General features: G+C 45.9%; 21 protein-coding genes. 13 read left to right on the top strand and 8 right to left on the bottom strand.

Annotated features, from left to right (window positions below):
- Window positions 1–1,341 carry a TolC family outer membrane protein gene (locus KDM92_RS15490; RefSeq protein ID WP_212685345.1) on the top strand — a complete coding sequence of 447 codons (1,341 nt, stop codon included), beginning with the start codon at window positions 1–3 and terminating at the stop codon, window positions 1,339–1,341.
- A 170-nt stretch (window positions 1,342–1,511) separates the two neighbouring features.
- Here the strand turns inward: KDM92_RS15490 and gatB are convergent, their stop codons facing one another.
- From gatB to gatC, 3 genes are all read right to left on the bottom strand, one after another.
- The gene (gene gatB, locus KDM92_RS15485; protein WP_212685344.1) at window positions 1,512–2,984 is read right to left on the bottom strand and encodes an Asp-tRNA(Asn)/Glu-tRNA(Gln) amidotransferase subunit GatB; all 1,473 of its coding nucleotides are present in this window, start codon (window positions 2,982–2,984) and stop codon (window positions 1,512–1,514) included.
- Between the two features lie 80 nt (window positions 2,985–3,064).
- Window positions 3,065–4,519: an Asp-tRNA(Asn)/Glu-tRNA(Gln) amidotransferase subunit GatA gene (gene gatA, locus KDM92_RS15480; RefSeq protein ID WP_212685343.1), complete on the bottom strand. Its 1,455-nt coding sequence runs from the start codon at window positions 4,517–4,519 to the stop codon at window positions 3,065–3,067.
- Window positions 4,520–4,613: 94 nt separating this feature from the next.
- A complete protein-coding gene (gene gatC / locus KDM92_RS15475; RefSeq protein ID WP_212685342.1) occupies window positions 4,614–4,916 on the bottom strand; it encodes an Asp-tRNA(Asn)/Glu-tRNA(Gln) amidotransferase subunit GatC in 303 nt (100 codons plus the stop codon).
- Window positions 4,917–5,459: 543 nt separating this feature from the next.
- Between gatC and KDM92_RS15470 the strand changes: the two genes are divergently transcribed.
- The 6 genes from KDM92_RS15470 (at window position 5,460) to KDM92_RS15445 (ending at window position 12,730) form a co-directional block, all read left to right on the top strand.
- Entirely contained in the window at window positions 5,460–6,494 is a 1,035-nt protein-coding gene (locus KDM92_RS15470; RefSeq protein ID WP_186941084.1) for a rod shape-determining protein, read from the top strand.
- 163 nt (window positions 6,495–6,657) lie between these two features.
- On the top strand, window positions 6,658–7,752 hold the full coding sequence (mreC, locus tag KDM92_RS15465; RefSeq protein ID WP_212685341.1) for a rod shape-determining protein MreC: 1,095 nt from the start codon (window positions 6,658–6,660) through the stop codon (window positions 7,750–7,752).
- A complete protein-coding gene (gene mreD / locus KDM92_RS15460) occupies window positions 7,749–8,264 on the top strand; it encodes a rod shape-determining protein MreD (protein ID WP_212685340.1) in 516 nt (171 codons plus the stop codon). The genes mreC and mreD overlap by 4 nt, the downstream gene beginning before the upstream one ends.
- Window positions 8,265–8,300: 36 nt before the next feature.
- Window positions 8,301–10,460: a penicillin-binding protein 2 gene (gene mrdA, locus KDM92_RS15455; RefSeq protein WP_212685339.1), complete on the top strand. Its 2,160-nt coding sequence runs from the start codon at window positions 8,301–8,303 to the stop codon at window positions 10,458–10,460.
- Entirely contained in the window at window positions 10,460–11,569 is a 1,110-nt protein-coding gene (rodA, locus tag KDM92_RS15450; RefSeq protein ID WP_212685338.1) for a rod shape-determining protein RodA, read from the top strand. Before mrdA ends, rodA begins: the two co-directional genes overlap by 1 nt.
- Window positions 11,570–11,578: 9 nt before the next feature.
- Window positions 11,579–12,730, top strand: coding sequence for a septal ring lytic transglycosylase RlpA family protein (locus KDM92_RS15445; protein WP_212685337.1), 1,152 nt, complete (start codon window positions 11,579–11,581; stop codon window positions 12,728–12,730).
- 46 nt (window positions 12,731–12,776) lie between these two features.
- Here the strand turns inward: KDM92_RS15445 and rsmI are convergent, their stop codons facing one another.
- Complete coding sequence (gene rsmI, locus KDM92_RS15440) at window positions 12,777–13,697, bottom strand: 16S rRNA (cytidine(1402)-2'-O)-methyltransferase (protein ID WP_212685336.1); 921 nt, start codon at window positions 13,695–13,697, stop codon at window positions 12,777–12,779.
- 46 nt (window positions 13,698–13,743) lie between these two features.
- Here rsmI and KDM92_RS15435 point away from each other — a divergent pair, with 46 nt between their 5' ends.
- The 5 genes from KDM92_RS15435 to KDM92_RS15415 all read left to right on the top strand — a co-directional run bounded on the left by KDM92_RS15435 (window position 13,744) and on the right by KDM92_RS15415 (window position 18,269).
- Window positions 13,744–14,130 carry a YraN family protein gene (locus KDM92_RS15435; protein WP_212685335.1) on the top strand — a complete coding sequence of 129 codons (387 nt, stop codon included), beginning with the start codon at window positions 13,744–13,746 and terminating at the stop codon, window positions 14,128–14,130.
- Window positions 14,131–14,299: 169 nt separating this feature from the next.
- Window positions 14,300–14,896 (top strand): phosphoheptose isomerase, encoded by a 597-nt coding sequence (locus tag KDM92_RS15430; RefSeq protein WP_212685334.1) that lies wholly within the window; start codon window positions 14,300–14,302, stop codon window positions 14,894–14,896.
- On the top strand, window positions 14,889–15,560 hold the full coding sequence (locus KDM92_RS15425; RefSeq protein ID WP_212685333.1) for a BON domain-containing protein: 672 nt from the start codon (window positions 14,889–14,891) through the stop codon (window positions 15,558–15,560). Before KDM92_RS15430 ends, KDM92_RS15425 begins: the two co-directional genes overlap by 8 nt.
- Before the next feature lie 63 nt (window positions 15,561–15,623).
- Window positions 15,624–16,214, top strand: coding sequence for a LemA family protein (locus KDM92_RS15420; RefSeq protein ID WP_212685332.1), 591 nt, complete (start codon window positions 15,624–15,626; stop codon window positions 16,212–16,214).
- 48 nt (window positions 16,215–16,262) lie between these two features.
- Window positions 16,263–18,269: a M48 family metallopeptidase gene (locus KDM92_RS15415; protein ID WP_212685331.1), complete on the top strand. Its 2,007-nt coding sequence runs from the start codon at window positions 16,263–16,265 to the stop codon at window positions 18,267–18,269.
- Between the two features lie 47 nt (window positions 18,270–18,316).
- On the opposite strand, the gene KDM92_RS15410 is transcribed toward KDM92_RS15415, so the two are convergent.
- The 4 genes from KDM92_RS15410 to KDM92_RS15395 form a co-directional block, all read right to left on the bottom strand.
- The gene (locus KDM92_RS15410; protein WP_189345678.1) at window positions 18,317–18,742 is read right to left on the bottom strand and encodes a BLUF domain-containing protein; all 426 of its coding nucleotides are present in this window, start codon (window positions 18,740–18,742) and stop codon (window positions 18,317–18,319) included.
- Window positions 18,743–18,777: 35 nt separating this feature from the next.
- Entirely contained in the window at window positions 18,778–19,482 is a 705-nt protein-coding gene (folE, locus tag KDM92_RS15405; protein ID WP_212685330.1) for a GTP cyclohydrolase I, read from the bottom strand.
- Window positions 19,483–19,624: 142 nt separating this feature from the next.
- Complete coding sequence (locus KDM92_RS15400) at window positions 19,625–19,831, bottom strand: zf-HC2 domain-containing protein (RefSeq protein WP_212685329.1); 207 nt, start codon at window positions 19,829–19,831, stop codon at window positions 19,625–19,627.
- 7 nt (window positions 19,832–19,838) lie between these two features.
- A complete protein-coding gene (locus tag KDM92_RS15395) occupies window positions 19,839–20,423 on the bottom strand; it encodes a sigma-70 family RNA polymerase sigma factor (protein ID WP_212685328.1) in 585 nt (194 codons plus the stop codon).
- Between the two features lie 90 nt (window positions 20,424–20,513).
- Between KDM92_RS15395 and argB the strand changes: the two genes are divergently transcribed.
- The gene (gene argB, locus KDM92_RS15390) at window positions 20,514–21,437 is read left to right on the top strand and encodes an acetylglutamate kinase (RefSeq protein WP_189345682.1); all 924 of its coding nucleotides are present in this window, start codon (window positions 20,514–20,516) and stop codon (window positions 21,435–21,437) included.
- The last annotated feature ends 103 nt before the right edge of the window (window positions 21,438–21,540 follow it).

The following is a 21,540-nucleotide window of genomic DNA, read 5'->3' as shown; positions in this document are numbered from 1 at the left end:
ATGTGGCGTAAACCTAGTGCTTTAATTGCCAGCTGTCTGATATTTGCCGTTCCGGCGCAATCTGCGAATGCAATCGGATTAATGGAAGCTTATTTAGCAGCGTTGAAAAATGATCCTCAGCATCGTGCGGCCAAGGCGGACTTAATTGCTGGACTCGAATATGAAGCTTTAGGTCGCTCAGGATTGCTACCGACTGTTCAGTATTCTTACTCCACAAGCAAGAATAAAGGTGAGAGTGTTAGCCCTAACTTTTTGGGCCAAATAACTAAGTCAGACTTGGATTACAGCAGTAATAGCAAAGGCGTTACTGTGCGTCAAACATTGTTCAATTTAGACGCTTATGCACGTTTTGAACAAGGTGTCGCACAAAAAAATCTGAGTATCGCGCAATTTGATAGTCGTAGTAGTGAACTAATGGTGCGCGTACTGAGTGCTTATGCTGAAACCAAGTATGCTGAAGATCAATTAAATTTGTATGTCGCTCAACGCAATACGTACGCGGAGCAGCGCCAAGTGAATGATCGCTTGTTTGCAAAGGGAGAAGGTACTAAAACCGAGATGCTTGAAACCCAAGCTAAATTAGATGTTGCAGAGGCGATGGTTTTAGAAGCACAAGACACTTTGCAAACAGCGAAAAATAATTTGGCTGGTATTGTTGGTGGAGAAGTAAATCAATTAGATGGCTTGTCTACTGAGTTCAAGGCTTCATTAGAAAGTGGTGACTATGAAGAGTGGAGAAGGTTGGCGCAGGAAAAAAACCCTGAGATTGTTGCAGCACGTTACGCAGTAGAAGTGGCGCAAAAAGAGATTGCTAAGAGCAATGCGGGGCATGCGCCTAGAATCGACTTTAATGCGAGCTATAGTCACGGGATATCTGAGACAGTCGCGACGCGAAACCAAGATCTGAATATGCGTACCGCTGGAGTGCAGTTGATTATTCCTATTTACTCTGGTGGTTATGTGAATGCTAGTGCTAAACAAGCCGTAGCACGTCGTGATAGGGCGCGAGCGGAATTAGATGCCACCATGACCAAAGTGATGGTGGAGCTTCGTAAGCAATTTAGTGCAGTGAAAAGTAGCGCTGTCAAAATTGAAGGCTTGCAAAAATCAGTCAACTCAGCAGCTGCGTTAGTCGAGGCAACTCAACAAAGTATCAAAGGTGGAGTACGAATCAATGCGGATTTACTCAATGCACAGCAGCAGTTGGTGGCTGCAAAACGTGACTTGGCATCAGCTCGCTATAACTACTTATTGAGTTTCTTAAAGTTACGCGTTGCGGCAGGCACAGTGAATATTGATGACTTGAGAACAGTCGCTGGCTATTTTTCAGAAAAAAATTGATAGCCCAATTTATTTCGCCAAAGCCAGAAAAGTAGTAAAAGTCATAGGTCTAAGAAAAAGGGAAATCAAATGATGATTTCCCTTTTTCTTTTGTACCTTGTTGTGATGGGGGCGTTTAAAAAAACAACTTAAAATTATGATGAGCTTGTTCAGTAAATTTAGCTAATTGATTATCCCGCCAACTTCTTCTTTAACAGCTCATTCACTTGCGCAGGATTGCCTTTGCCTTTGGTCGCTTTCATCGCTTGACCAACTAGTGCATTGAATGCCTTCTCTTTGCCTGCTCGATATTCGTCAACCGATTGTTGGTTGGCTGCCATCACTTCGTCGATAATTTTTTCTAATGCGCCGACATCGGAGATTTGTTTCAGGCCTTTCGCATCGATGACTTTATCTGCCAGATCAACATCAGCAGATGGTGTTTGCCACATCGCAGAGAATACTTCTTTTGCGATTTTGTTGGAGATGGTGCCATCGGCAATGCGTTGTAGTAGCAGGGCGAGTTGCGCAGCAGTTACGGGAATGCTGCTGATGTCCATGGCTTCACGATTGAGCGTCGAGGACACATCGCCCATCAACCAATTGGCGATTTGCTTAGCTTGTGCTGCCTTGTCGCCGTTTGGCGAAGCCGCTAGTGCGGCCTCAAAATACGCTGCCATCGCTTTAGACTGCGTAACGATCATCGCATCGTAATCCGATAAACCATATTGTTCAGTGAAGCGCGCGCGCATTGCCGTTGGTAACTCAGGCATGGTGCTGCGAACTTGTTCTACCCATTCGCGGCTGATGCGTAATGGTGGTAAATCAGGATCAGGGAAATAGCGATAATCTTGTGAGTCTTCTTTGCTGCGCATGGAGCGCGTTTCTTTACGATCTGGATCATACAAACGCGTCTCTTGCACCACGGTGCCACCATCTTCGATCAGTTCGATTTGGCGGCGCACTTCGATATTGATTGCTTCTTCGAGAAAGCGGAATGAATTCAAATTTTTGATTTCGCAACGGGTACCAAATTCTTTTTGACCAACTGGACGCACCGACACATTGGCGTCGCAACGGAATGAGCCTTCTTGCATATTGCCATCACAGATATCAAGCCACACTACTAAAGAGTGGAGTGCTTTAGCGTAGGCGACTGCTTCGGCTGCACTGCGCATGACAGGCTCGGTTACGATCTCTAATAGCGGCGTGCCAGCACGATTTAAATCAATGCCAGTCATACCTTGATAGTCTTCGTGTAAGGATTTTCCTGCGTCTTCTTCCAGATGTGCGCGAGTCAATTCAATTACTTTGACTTCTGATTTGCCATCTTTTTCTACCACACAAGTGACAGAGCCGCCCTGTACAACAGGGATCTCGAATTGGCTGATTTGATAGCCTTTAGGTAGATCAGGATAAAAATAATTTTTGCGTGCAAAGATTGATTCTGGTGCGATATGGGCGCCAACCGCCAGACCAAATTGAATGGCTTTTTCTACTGCACCTTTATTCATGACTGGCAGTACGCCTGGCAATGCCAAATCGACAGGGCTTGCTTGTGTGTTTGGTTCCGCACCAAATTGGATGGAGGAACCACTGAAAATTTTAGAGTTAGTTTTGAGTTGCGCGTGTGTCTCAAAACCGATAACGACTTCCCATTGCATAATGCATTCCTTTTGTAATTCTCTATCGACCTAGCGATGTTTTCAAATTCATCTTCCTTTAGCGGGAGAAGATTTGTGATTTATTCCGGTGATTTCGTATGCCAATCCGTGGCTTGTTGATACTGATGGGCGACATTGAGTAATTTTGCTTCGGCAAAATAATTGCCGATAATTTGTAAGCCAACGGGGCGTTTACTATTTTTTTCACCTTGACCAAATCCGCAAGGAATCGACATACCTGGCAAGCCAGCTAGGCTGGTTGATAAGGTGAAAATATCTGCCAGATAGTTTGCGACTGGATCATCTGATTTGTCGCCTAAATCCCATGCGACTGTCGGTGCAACTGGACCCATGATGACATCACATTGTGCGAACGCAGCTTGAAAATCTTGCGCAATCAAGCGGCGAATTTTTTGCGCTTGTAAATAGTAAGCATCGTAGTAGCCGTGTGATAAAACATAGGCGCCAGTCAAAATGCGACGTTTGACTTCATCGCCAAAACCTTCTGTGCGAGTCTTACGATACATGTCATTCAAATCTTTATAGTCAGCAGCACGATGGCCATAACGTACACCATCAAAGCGACTTAAATTTGAGGAAGCTTCAGCGGGGGCGATGATGTAATAAACTGGAATCGATAATTCGGTTTTTGGTAGCGAGATATCGACTAAGGTGGCACCTAATTTTTCATATTCGGCTAGCGCTGTGCGTACTGCTTGTTCGACATCGCTGGCAAGACCGGCACCAAAAAATTCTCGCGGCACACCAATCCGCAGACCTTTGATATCTTGATTGAGTTGGCGAGAAAAGTCTTCTTTATCACGCTGTACGCTGGTCGAATCTTTCTCATCAAATCCCGTCATCGCATTGAGTAACCAACTGCAGTCTTCCGCGGTCTGTGCCATTGGGCCACCTTGGTCTAGCGAAGAGGCAAAAGCAATCATGCCGTAACGTGAGACGCTGCCATAAGTTGGCTTGATCCCAGTCACGCCACAAAACGCGGCGGGTTGGCGAATTGAACCGCCCGTGTCGGTACCTGTTGCGGCTGGTGTCAGGCGTGCGGCAATTGCAGCCGCCGATCCGCCAGACGATCCACCCGGAACAGCACTCGTGTCCCAAGGATTTTTGACTGCGCCAAAATAGGAATTTTCATTGCCTGAGCCCATCGCAAATTCGTCGCAATTGAGCTTGCCTAGCGTGACCATGCCAGCTTGCTTGAATAAGGTGACGACAGTGGCATCGAATGGACTGACATAATTTTCTAACATGCGTGAACCTGCGGTGGAACGCCAATCGCGCGTCACAAAAATATCTTTGTGCGCAATTGGAATGCCTGTTAGTGCGGTGGCATTGCCTGCGGCCAGCGCTTGATCCGCCGCGTTTGCTTGTGCCAGCGTTAAGCCTCGATCTACATGCGTGAAGGCGTTTAAATTGCTGGCTTCAATCCGATTTAAATAATGGGTCGCTAATTCAGTAGCGGAAACTTGCTTGCTCTGCAGCATTGCAGAGAGTTGTTTTAATGAGTGCGTATGCATGAATTTTTCTCAGCGTGTTCTTTGTTTCAAGGTGTGATGGCTGCAGGGCTATTCGGCCGGCTGCTACACATAAAGTGACTGAATGGCGATCGTTCTACTCGATGACTTTTGGTACAAGGTAGAGCCCATCCTGCGTCGCTGGTGCGACTTGCTGATACTCGTCGCGGTGATTGCTTTCAGCGACTTGATCTTCACGCAAGCGCAAACAAATTTCAGGCATCAGTGCAGCAATTGGGTGGCTAAGTGGAGCGATGCCTGTGGTGTCAACGGCTTTAAGTTGCTCTGCAATCGCGAAGAATCCATTGAGTTTTTCTAGCGTTTGATTGGCCTGTGTTTCGTCAAGTTCGAGTCGTGCCAAATTGGCGATACGTTTAACATCGTTTAATTCTAGTGACATAGTTTATTCCGCAGTATGGCGCGCCAAAATAGAGGTTAAAGATAAGTTTTAATCAGGTGAAAATATAGCGCTAGGCCAAATTAATTTATTATTTTTATATGTATATTCTTCTTTTTTCTTCCTTTTCAAATTTGCAGAAAAAGTGCAAATTCTATTTGGTAGATTGCCTATGATTTCTGGGATTATAAGGTAGAATGTCGGGTTAATACTCTTAAAATCGCCGAAGATGTCGAGTTTGATGATGAATTAGGCAGTTTTGATGTAAGGACGCGTGAAGCAATTTCGCATGTTCTTAATGCAAATGAGTTTTGTTATTTGTGCTCTTTTGTTGTTAAGTTCATTTAAAACATTGCATTTTCATTCCGGTGAAGTGTTTTTCGACCGTGATTTTTTGTGAAGATGTTGAATTGCTCGTGGTTTGTACAGCGTAAAGAGTGAACAAATTTTCGTACAGATTCATGCTGTACATGCTTACGTGGTGTGCGATATTGGGGCGCACGATGTGGGCACCACATTGACAATACAGAATACACAGGAATTTACATGTTTGGTTTTTTTCGTAGTAATGACTTGGCAATCGATCTCGGTACTGCCAACACGCTAATTTATGTACGCGGCCAAGGTATCGTTTTGGATGAGCCTTCTGTCGTTGCGATTCGCCAAGAAGGCGGTCCAAACGGCAAAAAAACAATTCAAGCCGTCGGTAAAGAAGCAAAGCAAATGTTGGGTAAAGTACCTGGCAATATCGAAGCGATCCGACCAATGAAAGATGGCGTGATTGCTGATTTCACCGTCACCGAGCAAATGCTGAAGCAGTTTATTCGCATGGTGCATGACACTAAACTGTTTAAGCCTTCACCACGCATCATTATTTGCGTACCTTGTGGCTCTACCCAAGTTGAGCGTCGCGCGATTCGTGAATCGGCATTGGGTGCTGGTGCTTCTCAAGTGTATTTGATTGAAGAGCCAATGGCGGCGGCGATTGGTGCGGGTTTGCCAGTCTCAGATGCGACAGGATCGATGGTAGTTGATATTGGTGGTGGTACCACGGAAGTTGGTGTGATTTCTCTTGGCGGTATGGTGTACAAGGGCTCCGTGCGCGTTGGTGGCGATAAATTTGACGAAGCGATTGTCAATTACATCCGTCGTAACTACGGTATGTTGATTGGTGAGCAAACCGCTGAAGCAATTAAGAAAACGATCGGTTCTGCTTTCCCTGGTTCTGAAATTAAAGAAATGGAAGTTAAAGGACGCAATTTGTCTGAAGGCATTCCACGTTCATTCACGATCTCTAGCAACGAGATTTTGGAAGCATTGACTGATCCTTTGAATAATATCGTTTCTGCAGTAAAAAATGCTCTAGAACAAACGCCTCCAGAACTCGGTGCTGATATCGCAGAAAAAGGCATGATGTTGACGGGCGGTGGCGCTTTGTTGCGTGACTTAGACCGTTTGTTGATGGAAGAAACTGGCTTACCAGTGCTGGTAGCAGAAGAGCCTTTGACTTGCGTGGTACGAGGTTCAGGCATGGCATTAGAGCGCATGGATAAATTGGGATCATTGTTCTCTTACGAATAATTTGAGATTGATTAGATTGAAAAGCGGGTGCAGTTGCAGGCGAAAGTCTGGTTTAGTAAGCGCCCGATTGATCTATTAGAGTTAGCTTTTAAAGTCAGATCTGGCAGCGGTAGAATGCCAGATCTTTTTTTAAGTTTTATTGCTTGTTTGCTGGCGTCCATCTATGCAACATAGTCCACCACCACTATTTAAACAAGGCGCATCGGCGCGCGTGAAAGTGGTGTTCTTCGCTGTCTTCGCGATCGCTTTATTAGTAGTCGATTCGCGCTTGAATTCTCTGGTGCGCGTACGTCAAATCGTAGCGACCGTCCTTTATCCTTTGCAGATGTTGGTATTGATGCCGCGTGATGCGGCAAATGCGTTGGGCGATTATTTTGCTTCGACCACGCGCCTGCAAAGCGAGCTTGGCACATTGAAGCGGCAACAAATTTTACAAGCGCAAGCTGTTCAAAAAAACAACTTACTGGAAAGTGAAAACGCGCATTTACGTCGCTTACTGGAATTGAAAGAGCGTACGCCTAGCAAATCATTGTTAGCCGAGATCCTGTATGACGCACGTGACGAATATGCGCGTAAGATTATTTTGAATAAAGGATCGCAACAGGGCGTTGCATTAGGTCAGCCAGTCATCGATGAGCGCGGCGTGATTGGGCAAGTAACGCGCGTTTTTCCATTAACCGCCGAAGTCACTTTATTGACCGATAAAAATCAAGCGATTCCAGTGCAGGTTGAGCGCAGCGGTATGCGTAGCGTGATTCATGGTCGCGGTCGTTCAGCTTATTTGGAAATGCGTGTCACCAGCAATGCGGATGTCAAATTGGGCGACACCTTGATTACTTCTGGCTTGGATGGAATCTATCCACCGGGTTTGCAGGTAGCAAAAGTAACGCAAGTAGAGAGTAAGGCGAGTACAACTTTTGAGGTCGTCTTGTGTATGCCTGTGGCAGGTTTAGAGCAACATAAGCAGCTCTTAATTTTATTAGTTGATACTAGCCAATTAGCACCACCGGAATCTGAAGAAGAACGGACTAAAAAAGAAAAAATTAATCGTCGCGTCACGCGTGACTCGGCAAAAGACGAGGATAAGGCGGCGGTTAAAGAGGCGGTTCCTTTAAATGCAGATGCTGTGCCTGCAACGCCAGTCGGTGCAATTGCTGCTACAGCACCAACAAATTCAACCAGTCCAACATCATCAGTTCAACCGAAAGTGGATGTGCGGGCGAATCCCGCTAGCACAGTTAAAGAGGATAAAAAATGAGCCATCCTCATTACATTTTATTGCCCGCCAATTCTTTGTTTATCGCTTTTAGTTTGATGCTGGCGTTCATCTTGAATTTGTTCCCTTGGGGACTCAGTGTTGGCGTGCCGGATTTTGTTGCTTTGGCCTTGGTGTTTTGGAGCATTCACCAACCGCGTAAAGTTGGAATCGGTGTCGCTTTCATCATGGGCTTACTGATGGATGTGCATGATGCGGTGTATTTAGGTGAAAATGCCTTGGCCTATACCTTGTTATCGTACTTTGCGATCTCAATTCATCGTCGCGTGTTGTGGTTTCCTCCAGTGGTACAAAGCTTACAGGTTTTCCCCTTGTTTCTTGGCGTTCAGTTGATTCAACTTGCAGTGCGTTTATTGTCTTCTGATTCGCATTTTCCGGGATGGTTATTCTTCTTAGAATGTGCTGTCACCACCGCCTTATGGCCGCTCGCAACGTGGCTTCTTCTCGCTCCTCAGCGACGTGCTGTCGATAAAGACAATACGCGTCCGATTTAAGCAAGTTACTCAATCTCAGGCTGGAGTTAAGCAGGCATGACAGAATTAAAAAATACTGAGCGTGAGCTATATTTATTTCGGGTACGTTTATTCGTCATTGGATTGCTGGCACTCGTCTGCTTCAGTATTTTATTGGGGCGCTATGTGTGGCTGCAAATTATCAAGCACGACACGTATGCCACCAAGGCCAATGAAAATCGTATATCGGTCGTCCCTATCGTACCAAATCGTGGTTTGATTCTAGATAGAAATGGCGTCATCCTTGCGCGCAATTATTCTGCTTACACCTTAGAAATTACGCCGTCGAAGATTACTCAAGACTTAGATAGTTTGATTGATGATTTGGCGGAGTTGGTTGATATACAACCCAAGCACCGCAAGCGTTTGCGTAAGTTAATGGAAGAATCAAAAAGCTTTGGCAGTTTGCCGATTCGTACTCGCTTATCCGATGAGGAAGTGGCGCGTTTTACTGCGCAGCGCTTTCGGTTTCCTGGTGTGGATGTACAAGCCCGCTTGTTTCGCCAATACCCTTTGGGCGATGTCGCCTCGCATGTGATTGGTTATATCGGTCGGATTAATAAGCGTGATGCTGATTTAATCGAAGATAGTGAAGATGCACCGAATTACAAAGGCACAAACTACATCGGCAAAGAAGGTTTAGAAAAGAGTTACGAAAAAATCTTACACGGCACCACTGGCTTTGAAGAAGTCGAAGTTTCGGCAGGTGGGCGTCCCGTACGAACCCTATCTCGAAATCTACCGACTTCTGGAAAAAATCTGATTCTCTCGGTTGATATTGAATTACAAAAAGTTGTGGAAGAAGCGTTCGGTGATCGTCGCGGTGCTTTTGTCGCGATTCAACCTGAGACTGGTGACGTGCTGTCTTTTGTATCGATGCCGACTTTTGATCCTAACTTGTTTGTTGAAGGGATTGATCAGCAAAGTTGGAATGAGCTGAATACTTCCGAAGATATTCCTCTGTTAAATCGCCCTTTGACTGGCGCGTATCCGCCTGGTTCTACCTTTAAACCGTTTATGGCACTGGCGGCCTTGGAACTAGGCAAACGCACCATGACGCAGGCTATTTCCGACCCTGGATTTTTCGCTTTTGGGAATAAGATTTTCCGAGATGATAAACCGGGTGGTCATGGTTTCGTTGATATGTATCGTGCTGTGGCTTTGTCTTGTGATACCTATTTTTATCAGTTAGCGAATGAAATGGGTGTTGATACTATGCACGATTTCATGGCGCAATTTGGGATGGGGCAAATCACTGGTATTGATTTGGATAACGAGCGAAAAGGGTTACTGCCTTCGACAGCATGGAAGCGCGCTGCCTTTAAAAAGCCCGCTAATCAGCGTTGGATTCCCGGTGATACGATTTCGCTTGGTATCGGTCAGGGGCAAAATACATTTACGCCTTTGCAGATGGCGTATGCCACCGCGATTCTGGTAAACAATGGTGTTGTGATGAAACCGCATTTGGTGAAACAGATCGAAGATCCGCAAACCAAACAACGTAGTTTGACCGTTCCCAAAGAAAGTTATCGCATTCCTTTGAAGCCAGAGAATGTGGAATTTATCAAAAATGCGATGGGTGGCGTGGTGCGTGAAGGTACTGGCGCACGCGCTTTTGCTGGTGCTGAATATACTTCCGGTGGTAAAACAGGTACCGCACAGGTGATTGCCATGAAAAAAACCGAGAAGCATGGAACCAAGCACGCGGTCGAGCGTTTCCGTGATCATTCTTGGTATATTGCTTTTGCCCCGATTGATAAACCGAAGATTGCAGTAGCGATCATTGTCGAAAATGGCGGATATGGTTCCGAATCGGCAGCGCCGATTGTGCGTAAAGCTTTTGATTATTATTTGCTAGGTAAACGTCCTGCGGAAAAAGCGACTCCTGTACAACCTGCGGTTGGCAATGAGATTGAAGATATTTCTCATACGCATGCTGACGACAATCCGGTGGCAGAATCTGTTAATACACAGGTAAATAACGCACCGGTAAATCCTCCAGCGACAACACCTTCGGCGACACCTGCATCAAGCCAAGGACAAACACCCGCAAAGCTGCCAACACAAACGCAGCCAAAAGTACCACCGCAAGTACCACCACAAGTACCGCCCCAAGTACCAGCACAAGCACCAGCGAAGATAGTGACTGAGGTGAAACCTGCCGGAGTAAAAAAATAATGGATAACAAGTCGGTTTACTGGAAGCGCTTTCGTTCTCTTTTCACGGTCTTTGATGCGCCATTGGCGATCTTATTATTTTTGATTATCTCAACAGGGATAGTGACGATGTACTCGGCAGGTTTGGATTGGCCAGGGCGAGTTGAGCATCACATCCGTAACATTGTGGTTGCTTTTTTTGTGATGTGGATAGTGGCAAATATCCCGCCACAAACCCTGATGCGATTTGCCGTACCTTTGTATGTGCTTGGGGTTACTTTATTGATTGGTGTGGCGATGTTTGGCATTGTAAAAAATGGCTCACGTCGCTGGCTCAATGTCGGCACGGTGGTGCAACCTTCAGAGATATTAAAGATCGCCTTACCTCTGATGCTCGCTTGGTACTTTCAAAAACGTGAAGGCGCTTTACGGTGGAAAGACTTTGTTATTGCAGTTGTGATTCTCGCCATTCCTGCTGGTTTGATTGCGAAGCAGCCCGATCTCGGCACGACAATTTTAGTGTTTGTTGCTGGCTTTTCGATTATCTTTTTTGCCGGTTTATCGTGGCGTTTGCTGGGAGCGTTGACCATTATTGGTTTGGCTAGTTTGCCTTTAGTATGGAAGTTTTTACTGCATGATTATCAGCGACATCGGGTTGAGATTATGTTTGACCCGACGGTCGATGCATTGGGTAAAGGTTTCCATATTATTCAATCGATGATCGCGGTCGGTTCTGGTGGCTTAACTGGTAAAGGCTGGCGAGGGGGCACGCAATCGCATCTAGAATTTATTCCTGAACATACTACCGATTTTATTTCTGCTGTGTATTTGGAAGAGTTCGGCTTTATGGGTGCAGCCTTTTTAGTGACGCTTTATTTCTTGTTTGTGGTGCGTGGTTTGATGATTGCATCAAATGCACCAACCTTGTTTTCGCGTTTGATGGCGGGTGCGGTGACGATGATCTTTTTCACTTATGCTTTTGTGAATATGGGCATGGTGGTCGGCATTTTGCCAGTCGTTGGAGTCCCTTTACCTTTTGTTAGTTTTGGTGGTACCGCGATGGTAACGCTGGGTATGGGTGCAGGTATTTTGATGAGCATACAGCACCATCGAAAGTTAATGAAATCTTAGGACGACTCCATGACTTTATTCTCGCGTTTTTTATACATCTGCGGCCTATTCGCTCTCATCTTATTGAGTGCGTGTTCAAGTCCGCCCAAAGTCAAACCCGTGATACAAGAACAAAGTAAACCTGCATCGAGTGCGAATGCCGCGACGACGCCACCTAAGTCTGTGAGCAGTACCGCACCCGTTTTACCGAAAGCTAATTCTGGGAGGGGCGGTTACTATATGGATGACGGTCCAGGCGATGAAATTCCTGAAGGTTTGGAATCGACCGTTGATCCAATTCCTGTGGTTGAACCTTACTCGCGTACCGGCAATAAGCCATACAAAGTTTTCGGAAAAACCTATACCCCGATTAACGACAGCACGACGCCATTCAAGCAAAAAGGCTATGCCAGTTGGTACGGCAAAAAATTTCATGGCAAGCGCACTTCATCTGGAGAGCCATACGACATGTATAAAATTACTGCGGCGCATCCGACTTTGCCGATTCCTTCTTATGCGCGGGTGACGAATTTAAGCAATGGCAAACAAATCATCGTGCGTATCAATGATCGCGGGCCATTTCATTCCAATCGCATTATGGATTTATCCTACACCGCTGCGCTTAAATTAGGCTATTTGGGTAAGGGCAGTAGCGAGGTTGAGCTTGAGCGTTTGCTACCTGAAGATATTGCAAGAATGGCAGAGAATAGTCAAAACCAACAGGCAAATGTTGGCGCTCAAAATAACGCTCAAGTTGCTAGCTCAATTAAAGATCAGCCGAAGTCTATGGCAGACAAAACTGCTCAAGCGGAAGAGAAAGAGGGTGTTAGTTTAGAGGCTTTGATCGCGTCGCAAGAGCGTATTATTAAAACTGAGTTGCCGCGCGCTGAAGAGAACGCGCCTAGCAGTTCAGAGTCATCAAAATCTCAAAACGGCTTTTATTTGCAATTTGCGGCTTTTGCGATTCGTGCAAATGCCGAGGCTAGTAAAGCGCAATTGATGCAAGTCTTAAAAGATAAGCAGCAAAAATTAGGTACGGAATACGAGTTGCATTTGGAGATCGTGCAACAAGGCAATCTGTATCGTTTGCAAGGCGGTCCTTATGCGCAACGTGAAGCTGCGCAAAAAGCAGCGCAAGAATTAGCGGTTGGTAATGCAAAACCGATAGTGGTTCAGCGATGAGCAAATGCTCGCGTAACCAAGAACAGCGTATTTAAGGCTAGAGCTATCAAGATTCTTCGTTGTTTGACTCTTTCATTGATAACGCCAGTTGGTAAAGTGCGTTTTTCTTTTTCCCAGTAATTTGCGCTGCGAGTGCGGCAGCTTGTTTGACCGATAGTTCGGTCAATAAGATGTTCAATACGCGGCGCGCTTCGATGTCATTTTGATCGCTATCCTTGCTTGCACCTTCAACGATCACCACATACTCGCCTTTTTCGCGATGACTATCTTGCTGTAGCCAAGTAGCAGCTTGCGCTAATGGGCAGCGATGAATTTCTTCGAATAGTTTACTTAACTCACGCGCAAATACGACTTGGCGCGCGTCGCCGAAAGCTTGGTGTAGTGCTTGCGTTGACTCAATGATACGGTGTGGTGCTTCATAAAAAATGAGGCTGGCGGGGATATGCGCTAATCCTTGCAATACACTGTCGCGTTGGCCGGCTTTTGACGGTAAGAAACCGACAAAATAGAATTGATCATTGATGAGACCACTTGCGGACAAAGCACTGATGGCGGCAGATGCACCTGGTAATGGCGAAACGCGCAAACCAGCAGCGCGTACTGCGTCAACGATAATTGCGCCGGGATCAGACACCGCAGGTGTTCCAGCATCTGACACTAAAGCGATTCGCTCGCCCACTTGAAGACGGGTAATGATCTTGGCCGCGACTTCATGTTCATTATGTTGATGTGCTGCGATTAAGGGTTTATGTAGTCCATAACGCGTCAGTAATTGGGCGGTATTGCGCGTATCCTCGCAAGCGACAGCGTCGACCAGCGTCAACAGATGTAAGGCACGTAATGAAATATCGGCACTATTGCCAATTGGTGTTGCCACTATGTACAGAGTCGCGTTAGGATAGCTTTGCTGCTGAACTGCTTCAAATAAAGCACTAGGATTGAAAGCGGCTTGGTGGTCTTGGCTCATGGGGCTATTTCAAAAGGTTTTTAAGCGCGAATGAAGATTGTACGCTATGACTGAAACAAATTGGCTAGCACGACGATTGGCTGCGATCCGTACTAGCAAACAAAGAACCGGTGACGCTGCGGAACAGCGAGCGCTTTTGTATTTACAGGAGCAGGGTTTGCAGTTGCTGCAGCGAAGTTTCTTATGTAAAGGTGGTGAGATCGATTTAATTATGCGTGATGGCAAGTATTTAGTGTTTGTTGAGGTAAGACAGCGCAGTTCGAAGCAGTTTGGTGGCGCGATTGCAAGCGTTACGTCTAGCAAACAAAAACGATTAGTTCATGCGGCTCAAGTCTATTTGCAGAATGTCAAACCAATACCGGCCTGCCGTTTTGACCTCGTCGCCATCGAGGGAGAAGAGTTAATTTGGTTAAAGAATGTGATCTCCGCTTGAGCTAACCTACAACGGTAATCTAGGTCATCTTGACAGCAATTGGCAGCAATGATTGGTCGCGCTTCATTAAAGGACAAGAACGACGAATTCGCCGAACGGTAATAAAATCTTTCTTTTACCTGCAAAGCAGGTATCTACTTCGCCTTGACTCCCCTATAATTCTTCCACTATGAAAAATCCACGCATACTTTCGCACTTTCAGGAAAGTGCAGAACTGAAAATGATTTCGGCAGAATTACTCGCCGAGCCGATCGAACAAGCGATTGAGTTAATGTTCACTGCGCTATCGAATGGAAATAAGATCCTAGCCTGTGGCAATGGTGGTTCGGCTGCCGATTGCCAACATTTTGCAGCGGAGTTAGTTGGCCGTTTTGAACGTGAGCGTTTGCCTTTACCAGCTTTAGCGCTAACCACAGATAGCTCGATTATGACTGCGGTTGCTAATGATTATAGTTTTCAAGAAGTGTTCTCTAAGCAAGTACAGGCATTTGGACAAGCTGGAGATGTTTTATTGGCGATCACGACTTCAGGAAATTCGCAAGGTGTCCTGAATGCAGTAGATGCTGCACTTGAACGTGATATGCGCGTGATCGCCCTAACTGGAAAAGGCGGTGGCGAGATGCGCAGTCGATTGACGGATGCTGACGTGCATATATGTGTGCCGCATGACCGCACCGCACGAATACAAGAAGTACATTTATTAACCATACATTGCATGTGTGACGGCATTGATGCCGCTTTATTTGGAGGTGATACGGATGAATAATTCTTTGTGGAATCCGCTAGTGAAAAAAATTTCTCGCCCATTGTTGGCAGTTAGTTTGTCTTGCGCAGCTTTAGTCAGCTTGCAGGGCTGTGTTGCCGTGGTGGTAGGTGGTGCGGTGATGGGGACTTTAGCCGCAACTGATAGACGTACTTTCGGCGCGCAAACCGAAGACAAGGCGATCGTTCTGAAAGGAGAATCGGCTGTTAAACGCGCTTTAGGTGATGCGGCGCATATCAACGTCAATAGTTTTAATCGGGTTGCTTTATTGACGGGTGAAGTGGCTGACGCACAAGCACGCGCAACCGCAGAACGCGAAGTGAAAGCGATTCAAGGCGTATTAGCGGTGCAGAATGAATTAGTCATATCAGGCCTATCCAACTTATCGGCACGCTCATCGGATGTCGTGATTACGACTAAGGTAAAAGCGTCGATTGTTGATACTAAAGATTTGTATAGCAGCGCATTTAAGGTCGTTACAGAAGCTGGTACAGTATTTTTGATGGGACGTGTGACGCATCGTGAAGGCGATTTGGCGGCACGTGTTGCAGCCGGTGTGAATGGTGTGCGTAAAGTTGTGAAAGTTTTTGAATACATTACTGAGGACGAGCTAAAAACCATGTTAGCAACCCCAAGTAAAGTGGATTTGAACGAAGAAAACAAGTAAGCGTGAAGTCAAAATCACAGAGCTGCAAAATATTTTTGCAGCTCTTTTTTTCAGGAGAAAGATATGGGATTCATTATTTTTTTACTTATTATTGGTGGGCTCATCTTTTGGGCGATCAGCACCTACAATAATTTAGTTAGTTTCCGCAATCGTTTCAAAAATGGATTTGCGCAAATCGATGTGCAGCTTAAGCGTCGCTATGACTTGATCCCCAATTTGGTCGAAGTGGCCAAGGGCTACATGAAGCACGAACGCGAAACCTTAGAAGCCGTCATCGCCGCGCGTAATCAAGCAGTCACTGCGAACGCGAAAGCTGCGGTTGATCCATCGGATGCGGCGGCGGTACATCAGTTATCGAATGCAGAAGGCGCATTAGCATCTTCACTCGGCAAACTGTTTGCATTATCTGAGGCTTATCCTGATTTAAAAGCCAATGAAAACATGCTGCAGCTAACTGAGGAATTGACTAGTACCGAAAATAAAATTTCGTTTGCACGTCAGGCATATAACGACAGCGTGATGCAATACAACACGGCGTGCGAGCAATTTCCAGGCAACATCTTTGCTGGTATGTTTGGCTTTAAGCTTGCTGAGTTATTGCAATCCACCGAAGCACCAGAAGAACGAAAAGCAATCAAAGTTTCATTTAATTGAAGTTACAACTGAGTCGATATTTCTGAATTCCAGTACAGGCCAGCGAGCATGAATTTTTTTGAACATCAAGCGCAAGCACATAAAGAAAGTAAGAAATTGCTGTTCTTATTTGTGCTTGCCGTGATTGCGATCGTGTTAGCGGTGAATGGCACTTTAGCTCTGTTATGGATATGGATGAAAGGCCAAATTCCTACTGGGATTTACACTTATCCACGAGGCTTCTTTTTTACTAATACAGCAGTGACTTTGTTGTTCATTGGCGGCGGCATGTTGTTTGAAATGTCGCGCTTAAAAGATGGTGGTGATGCGGTAGCGCGGATGGCAGGTGGTCGATTAGTGCAGCCAGATTCGCGCGATATTCAAGAACGTCGTTTGTTGAATATCGTCGAAGAAATGGCGTTAGCGGCGGGCATGGCATGTCCACGCGTCTATGTGATGGATGAAGAAGATGCGATTAATGCTTTTGCTGCTGGCTATCACCAAAATGAAGCCGTGGTTGCTGTGACACGTGGCAGCTTAACGCGTCTAAGTCGTGATGAATTACAGGGCGTGATAGCGCATGAATTTAGCCATATTTTGAATGGCGATATGCGCATGAATATTAAGTTAATTGGCGTGCTGTTTGGGATACAAATGTTGGCGGGTTTTGGTCAGCATTTGATGGAGTGGGGCGCACGATTCGGTGGTAGTCGGAGCCGTGATGAGAAAGGGCCATCGATACAACTTATCTTGTTTGTATTCGGTTTGGCGCTGTTCGTAATTGGTTATATCGGTATCTTCTTCGGACGTTTGATTAAATCTGCGGTCTCGCGTCAACGCGAATTTTTGGCAGATGCCAGTGCAGTACAGTTCACGCGTAACCCTGATGGCATTGGCGGTGCTCTGCGTAAAATTGGCGGCCTCACACGTAGTAATCAATGTGGTTCACGTATCAAAAATCCAAATGCGGAACAGTTATCCCATATGTTTTTGGGCGCTGCACGGCCAAATCTTATATCTGGTTTGTTTGCCACGCATCCTCCTTTAAGTGAGCGTTTGCAACGTTTGTATGGACGTAATATTGAATTATTGGATGCCAGTGAATTGCCTCCTGAAATGGAGCTTGATGAACATGCAGTGAGTATGAGTTTTGCTGCAGGCGACGGGACGAATGCGGGATCAAGCTCGACCGGACTCACGGTGTCGCCTTTGGGATTTCATCCTGAGTATGGTTATCAAACAGCCCCCGCATCAAGTGCAAATAACTTTAGCGATAATGCGGCTAAACCAAGCACCGCTAAACAAGAAGCACCTATCGCGACCATCCCAGCAGAACTGGTACAGGCTGCGCGTGATCCTAAAGCCGCTAGTGCACTAGTGTATGGACTTTTATTGGATCGACGTGATCCCGCTAGTTTTGAAATTCAACTTGCAATTTTGCGTCAAGCCTTGCCTCAGCAATGTGCGCTCGTTAGTTTGTTGCATGAGACATTAGAAAAACTCACAGTCAGTTTACATCTTCCGATGCTTGATTTGGCAACACCGGCTTTGAAATTGTTAGATGCTGAGCAGCGTCAGCAGGTACTGGGAATTAGTGCACGTTTGATCGCAGCAGATCAAAAAGTATCGCAGGCAGAATTTGTGTTGCAGACCATATTGCAGCGGCGTTTAAGTCCAAAGTCTGGGCGCGATGTTGGCGTGAAATATGCCGGTCTCGCGCAGTTGCAAACAGAAGCCGCTTTGATGATTTCTTTAATGGCGACGACCGAATTTTCTGCTGAACACGCACCGCAGGCGTTTGTAAAAGCGTCGAACAGTATGCCGGAACTACATTTGCAAGCAGCACAATTTGTGGCGCGCGATCAAATGGATTTCTTTGCGGTGAAACAGGCTTTAGACAAGTTTCAACAATTAGCACCATTGGCAAAACCATTTTTGATTCGCCTGATGTTGCAGGCGAGTGGCAATCCATTAAGTGCCGAAGGTGCTGATTTATTGCGTAGTGTTTGCGCTGCGCTCGACGCTCCAGTGCCGGATGTTGTGAGTGCGAGCTATGCTGAAAGACCGCAGCACTGATCATTTGTGTTGCAATCATCCGACAATCATGGTGTGACAGTATTTTCTTAAGCGCGTCCGACGATTGCTGCAGTTGCCATCAGCTCTTCAATCAAAGCCAATGACATTTTTCCCGACATGCGATGAGGGTTGAGCTCAGGCAATGCAGAGTATTTCAATAAAATTGATGGATTGATTTTGCCTAAGTTTGCTTGTCCCATCGTCCAGCCAGCATAACGACGTTGACTAATTTCTTCATAGTCAAGTAACACCACATCGGTATGACGCGGGTCGCGCAAGATGTGCGCATACAGTGTGTTGATTGCTTCGCGCCCACCTTCTAGCACTTGCATGAAAACTTGATCGCTATGGCAGAGTATGCCGGTGATACCGTGTTGAGGATTGTGATCGCGCGATTGTTGCATGATGCTCTGCACGATTTCACCTAGGTTTCCATCGACAGCACGGCTGGCATATAAGAGACGAACTAACATACGATATTCCTCATCACAGTGGATATTTTGTTGGCTTATTTTTTGATCAGCGATAAAAATTCACGACGCAAGTTTGGATCTTTCAAGAATGAACCATGCATCACGCTATTAATCATTTTTGAATCCATATCTTTCACGCCGCGCCAATGCATACAAAAGTGATCGGCTTCCATCACGACAGCTAATCCGTCTGGTTGCATTTTTTCTTGCAATGTATCTGCCAATTGCACCACTGCTTCTTCTTGAATTTGCGGGCGACTCATAATCCAATCCGCAATCCGCGCGTATTTAGATAGACCGATCAGATTGGAATGTTCATTCGGCATCACGCCTATCCACACTTTGCCGATGATAGGGCAAAGATGATGTGAGCAAGCTGAGCGTACCGTAATTGGGCCGATGATCATCAACTCGTTCAAATGTGATGCATTGGGAAACTCAGTGACTGGCGGCATTGGCAAATACCGGCCTTTAAAAATTTCATTCAAATACATTTTGGCGACACGACGTCCGGTGTCTAAAGTATTGTGATCACTGGCGGTATCAATCACGAGGCTTTCTAATACGCCACGGAGTTTTCCTTCGACTTCCGCTAATAATTCGTCGAGTTCACCGGGTTCAATGAAGTCAGCAATATTATCATTGGCGTGATAGCGAACTTTGGCTTTGACGATGCGCTCACGAATACGTTGTGAAACTGGGATCGCGGGAACGGCTTGATATTGAGAATCGGTCGGCATTATGTATCCAATCGGCGTAGGCGCCAAAATGCAAGAAATTGGTATGGTAACTGAATCGTAGTACTTGTGTTTTTTGTTTGGGAATTTTTTCGGTTCAACTTTAGCAAGATCGTTTTTTTGCGACCGCGCTTATCTGCACTTACTACTGTGGATCTTGGTCAGATGATTTGCCAGCTGCCATTTGTTTCATCGCCATGCGGATAGTTTGCATCTGCGTTTTAAAATTACTACAAGATGCACACATACTCAGATGCAGCTTGAGTTGCGCGCGCTCTGTTAGACTCAGTTGGCGGTCTAAATTCTCTGAGAGTTTTTGATGGGCTTGTTTGCAAGTGTATAGAAATAGCATAGCGATCCTATTTTGTTGTCGTGGCAATGGCGAACCAATTGAGTTCCAAACACTCACGCAGACGCAAGCGCGCTCTATACAAAAGAACCCATAAGTTAGACGAGCTGAGGTCTAATTCCTTACAAATTTCTTCGCTTGATAATTCCAACCACTCGCGCATCATGAATACGCGTGCGGTTTGTGCTGGCAGTTTCTCTAGACATAGTTCTAATGTTTTGAAAAAGTCATTTTGCTGCAAGTTGGCTTCTGGAACACCCCAAGCACTCGCTGCGGTTAAGGTATGTCCACTCGCATGAAATAGATGATCAACGATATCATCATCGGCTTGATCTATCGCGCCAAACTCACTGAGTTGCGCCTCACGATTGCCGCTACGTAAAAAATCAATAATTTTGAATTTTAAAATGCCAATCACATAAGTTCGCAGGCTGGAATGACCTTGGAAGTTTTCTGGCTTCTCTAACACTGCCAGTAGCGTTTCCTGAATCGCGTCTTCTGCATGAACGGCATTTCGCAACTGTAGCATGGCAAATCGATACAGAGCGGGACGCATCGCTTCGAGCTCTTGCGCTAAATTGACTATGGGAGCCATGTATAAAAATACCTGATGAGGTTTTAACGAGGGATGGATTTGCCTGTAAAATTCAGGCTAAACCCCGATTCTTCATAGGATAACCTTAATATGAGCAATACGACAATCATCCCTCACGAAACTTCTGATCGTTTGGCAGGTGTAGAGCCTGAGATCAAAGCAGAGATTCTAGCTGAGGCTTTACCGTATATCCGTAAATTCCACGGTAAAACTATCGTCGTCAAATACGGCGGCAATGCAATGACGGAAGAGCGTCTCAAACACGGGTTTGCGCGTGATGTGATTTTGCTTAAATTGGTTGGCATGAACCCAGTTGTCGTACATGGCGGTGGTCCACAAATCGACAACGCGCTGAAAAAAGTCGGCAAGCAAGGCACTTTCGTACAAGGGATGCGCATCACAGACGAAGAAACTATGGAAGTGGTGGAATGGGTACTAGGTGGTGAAGTACAACAAGATATCGTGATGCTGATTAACCACTACGGCGGCCAGGCGGTTGGTTTAACAGGCAAAGACGGCGGCTTAATCCGCGCCCGCAAAATGAAGATGCCAGATCGCGAGAATCCAGGTGAATTCTTAGATATCGGCTTCGTTGGTGAAATTGACGCCATCAATCCAGCAGTGGTCAAAGCCCTGCAAGACGACGCCTTCATCCCGATTATTTCGCCTATCGGTTTTGGTGAAGACGGCCAAGCCTACAACATCAACGCCGACCTAGTCGCAGGAAAAATCGCCGAAATCCTGAAAGCCGAAAAGCTAATCATGATGACGAATATTCCTGGCGTATTAGACAAACAAGGCAATTTGGTCACCGACTTATCAGCAAGAGAAATCGACGAAATGTTCGCCGACGGTACGATCTCTGGCGGCATGTTACCGAAGATTTCTTCCGCATTAGACGCTGCGAAATCAGGTGTGAATACGGTACACATTATTGATGGCCGCATTCCGCATTCTTTGCTGCTTGAGATTTTGACGGAGCAAGCTTTTGGTACGATGATTCGATCCCACTAATATAAATTCCATTTTCGGGCGCATTGCGTTGTTGCTTGTCCTCGCAATACCTGAGTATTGCTGCGGGAAGCGCCTAGCACTGCATCCCGAGAATGAAATTTCT

The organism is Affinundibacterium baiyunense (assembly GCF_018139645.1).
Taxonomy (GTDB): domain Bacteria; phylum Pseudomonadota; class Gammaproteobacteria; order Burkholderiales; family Burkholderiaceae_D; genus Undibacterium; species Undibacterium baiyunense.
The sequence above is the reverse complement of the archived record's forward strand: the minus strand, read 5'-3'. Positions and strand labels throughout refer to the sequence as shown.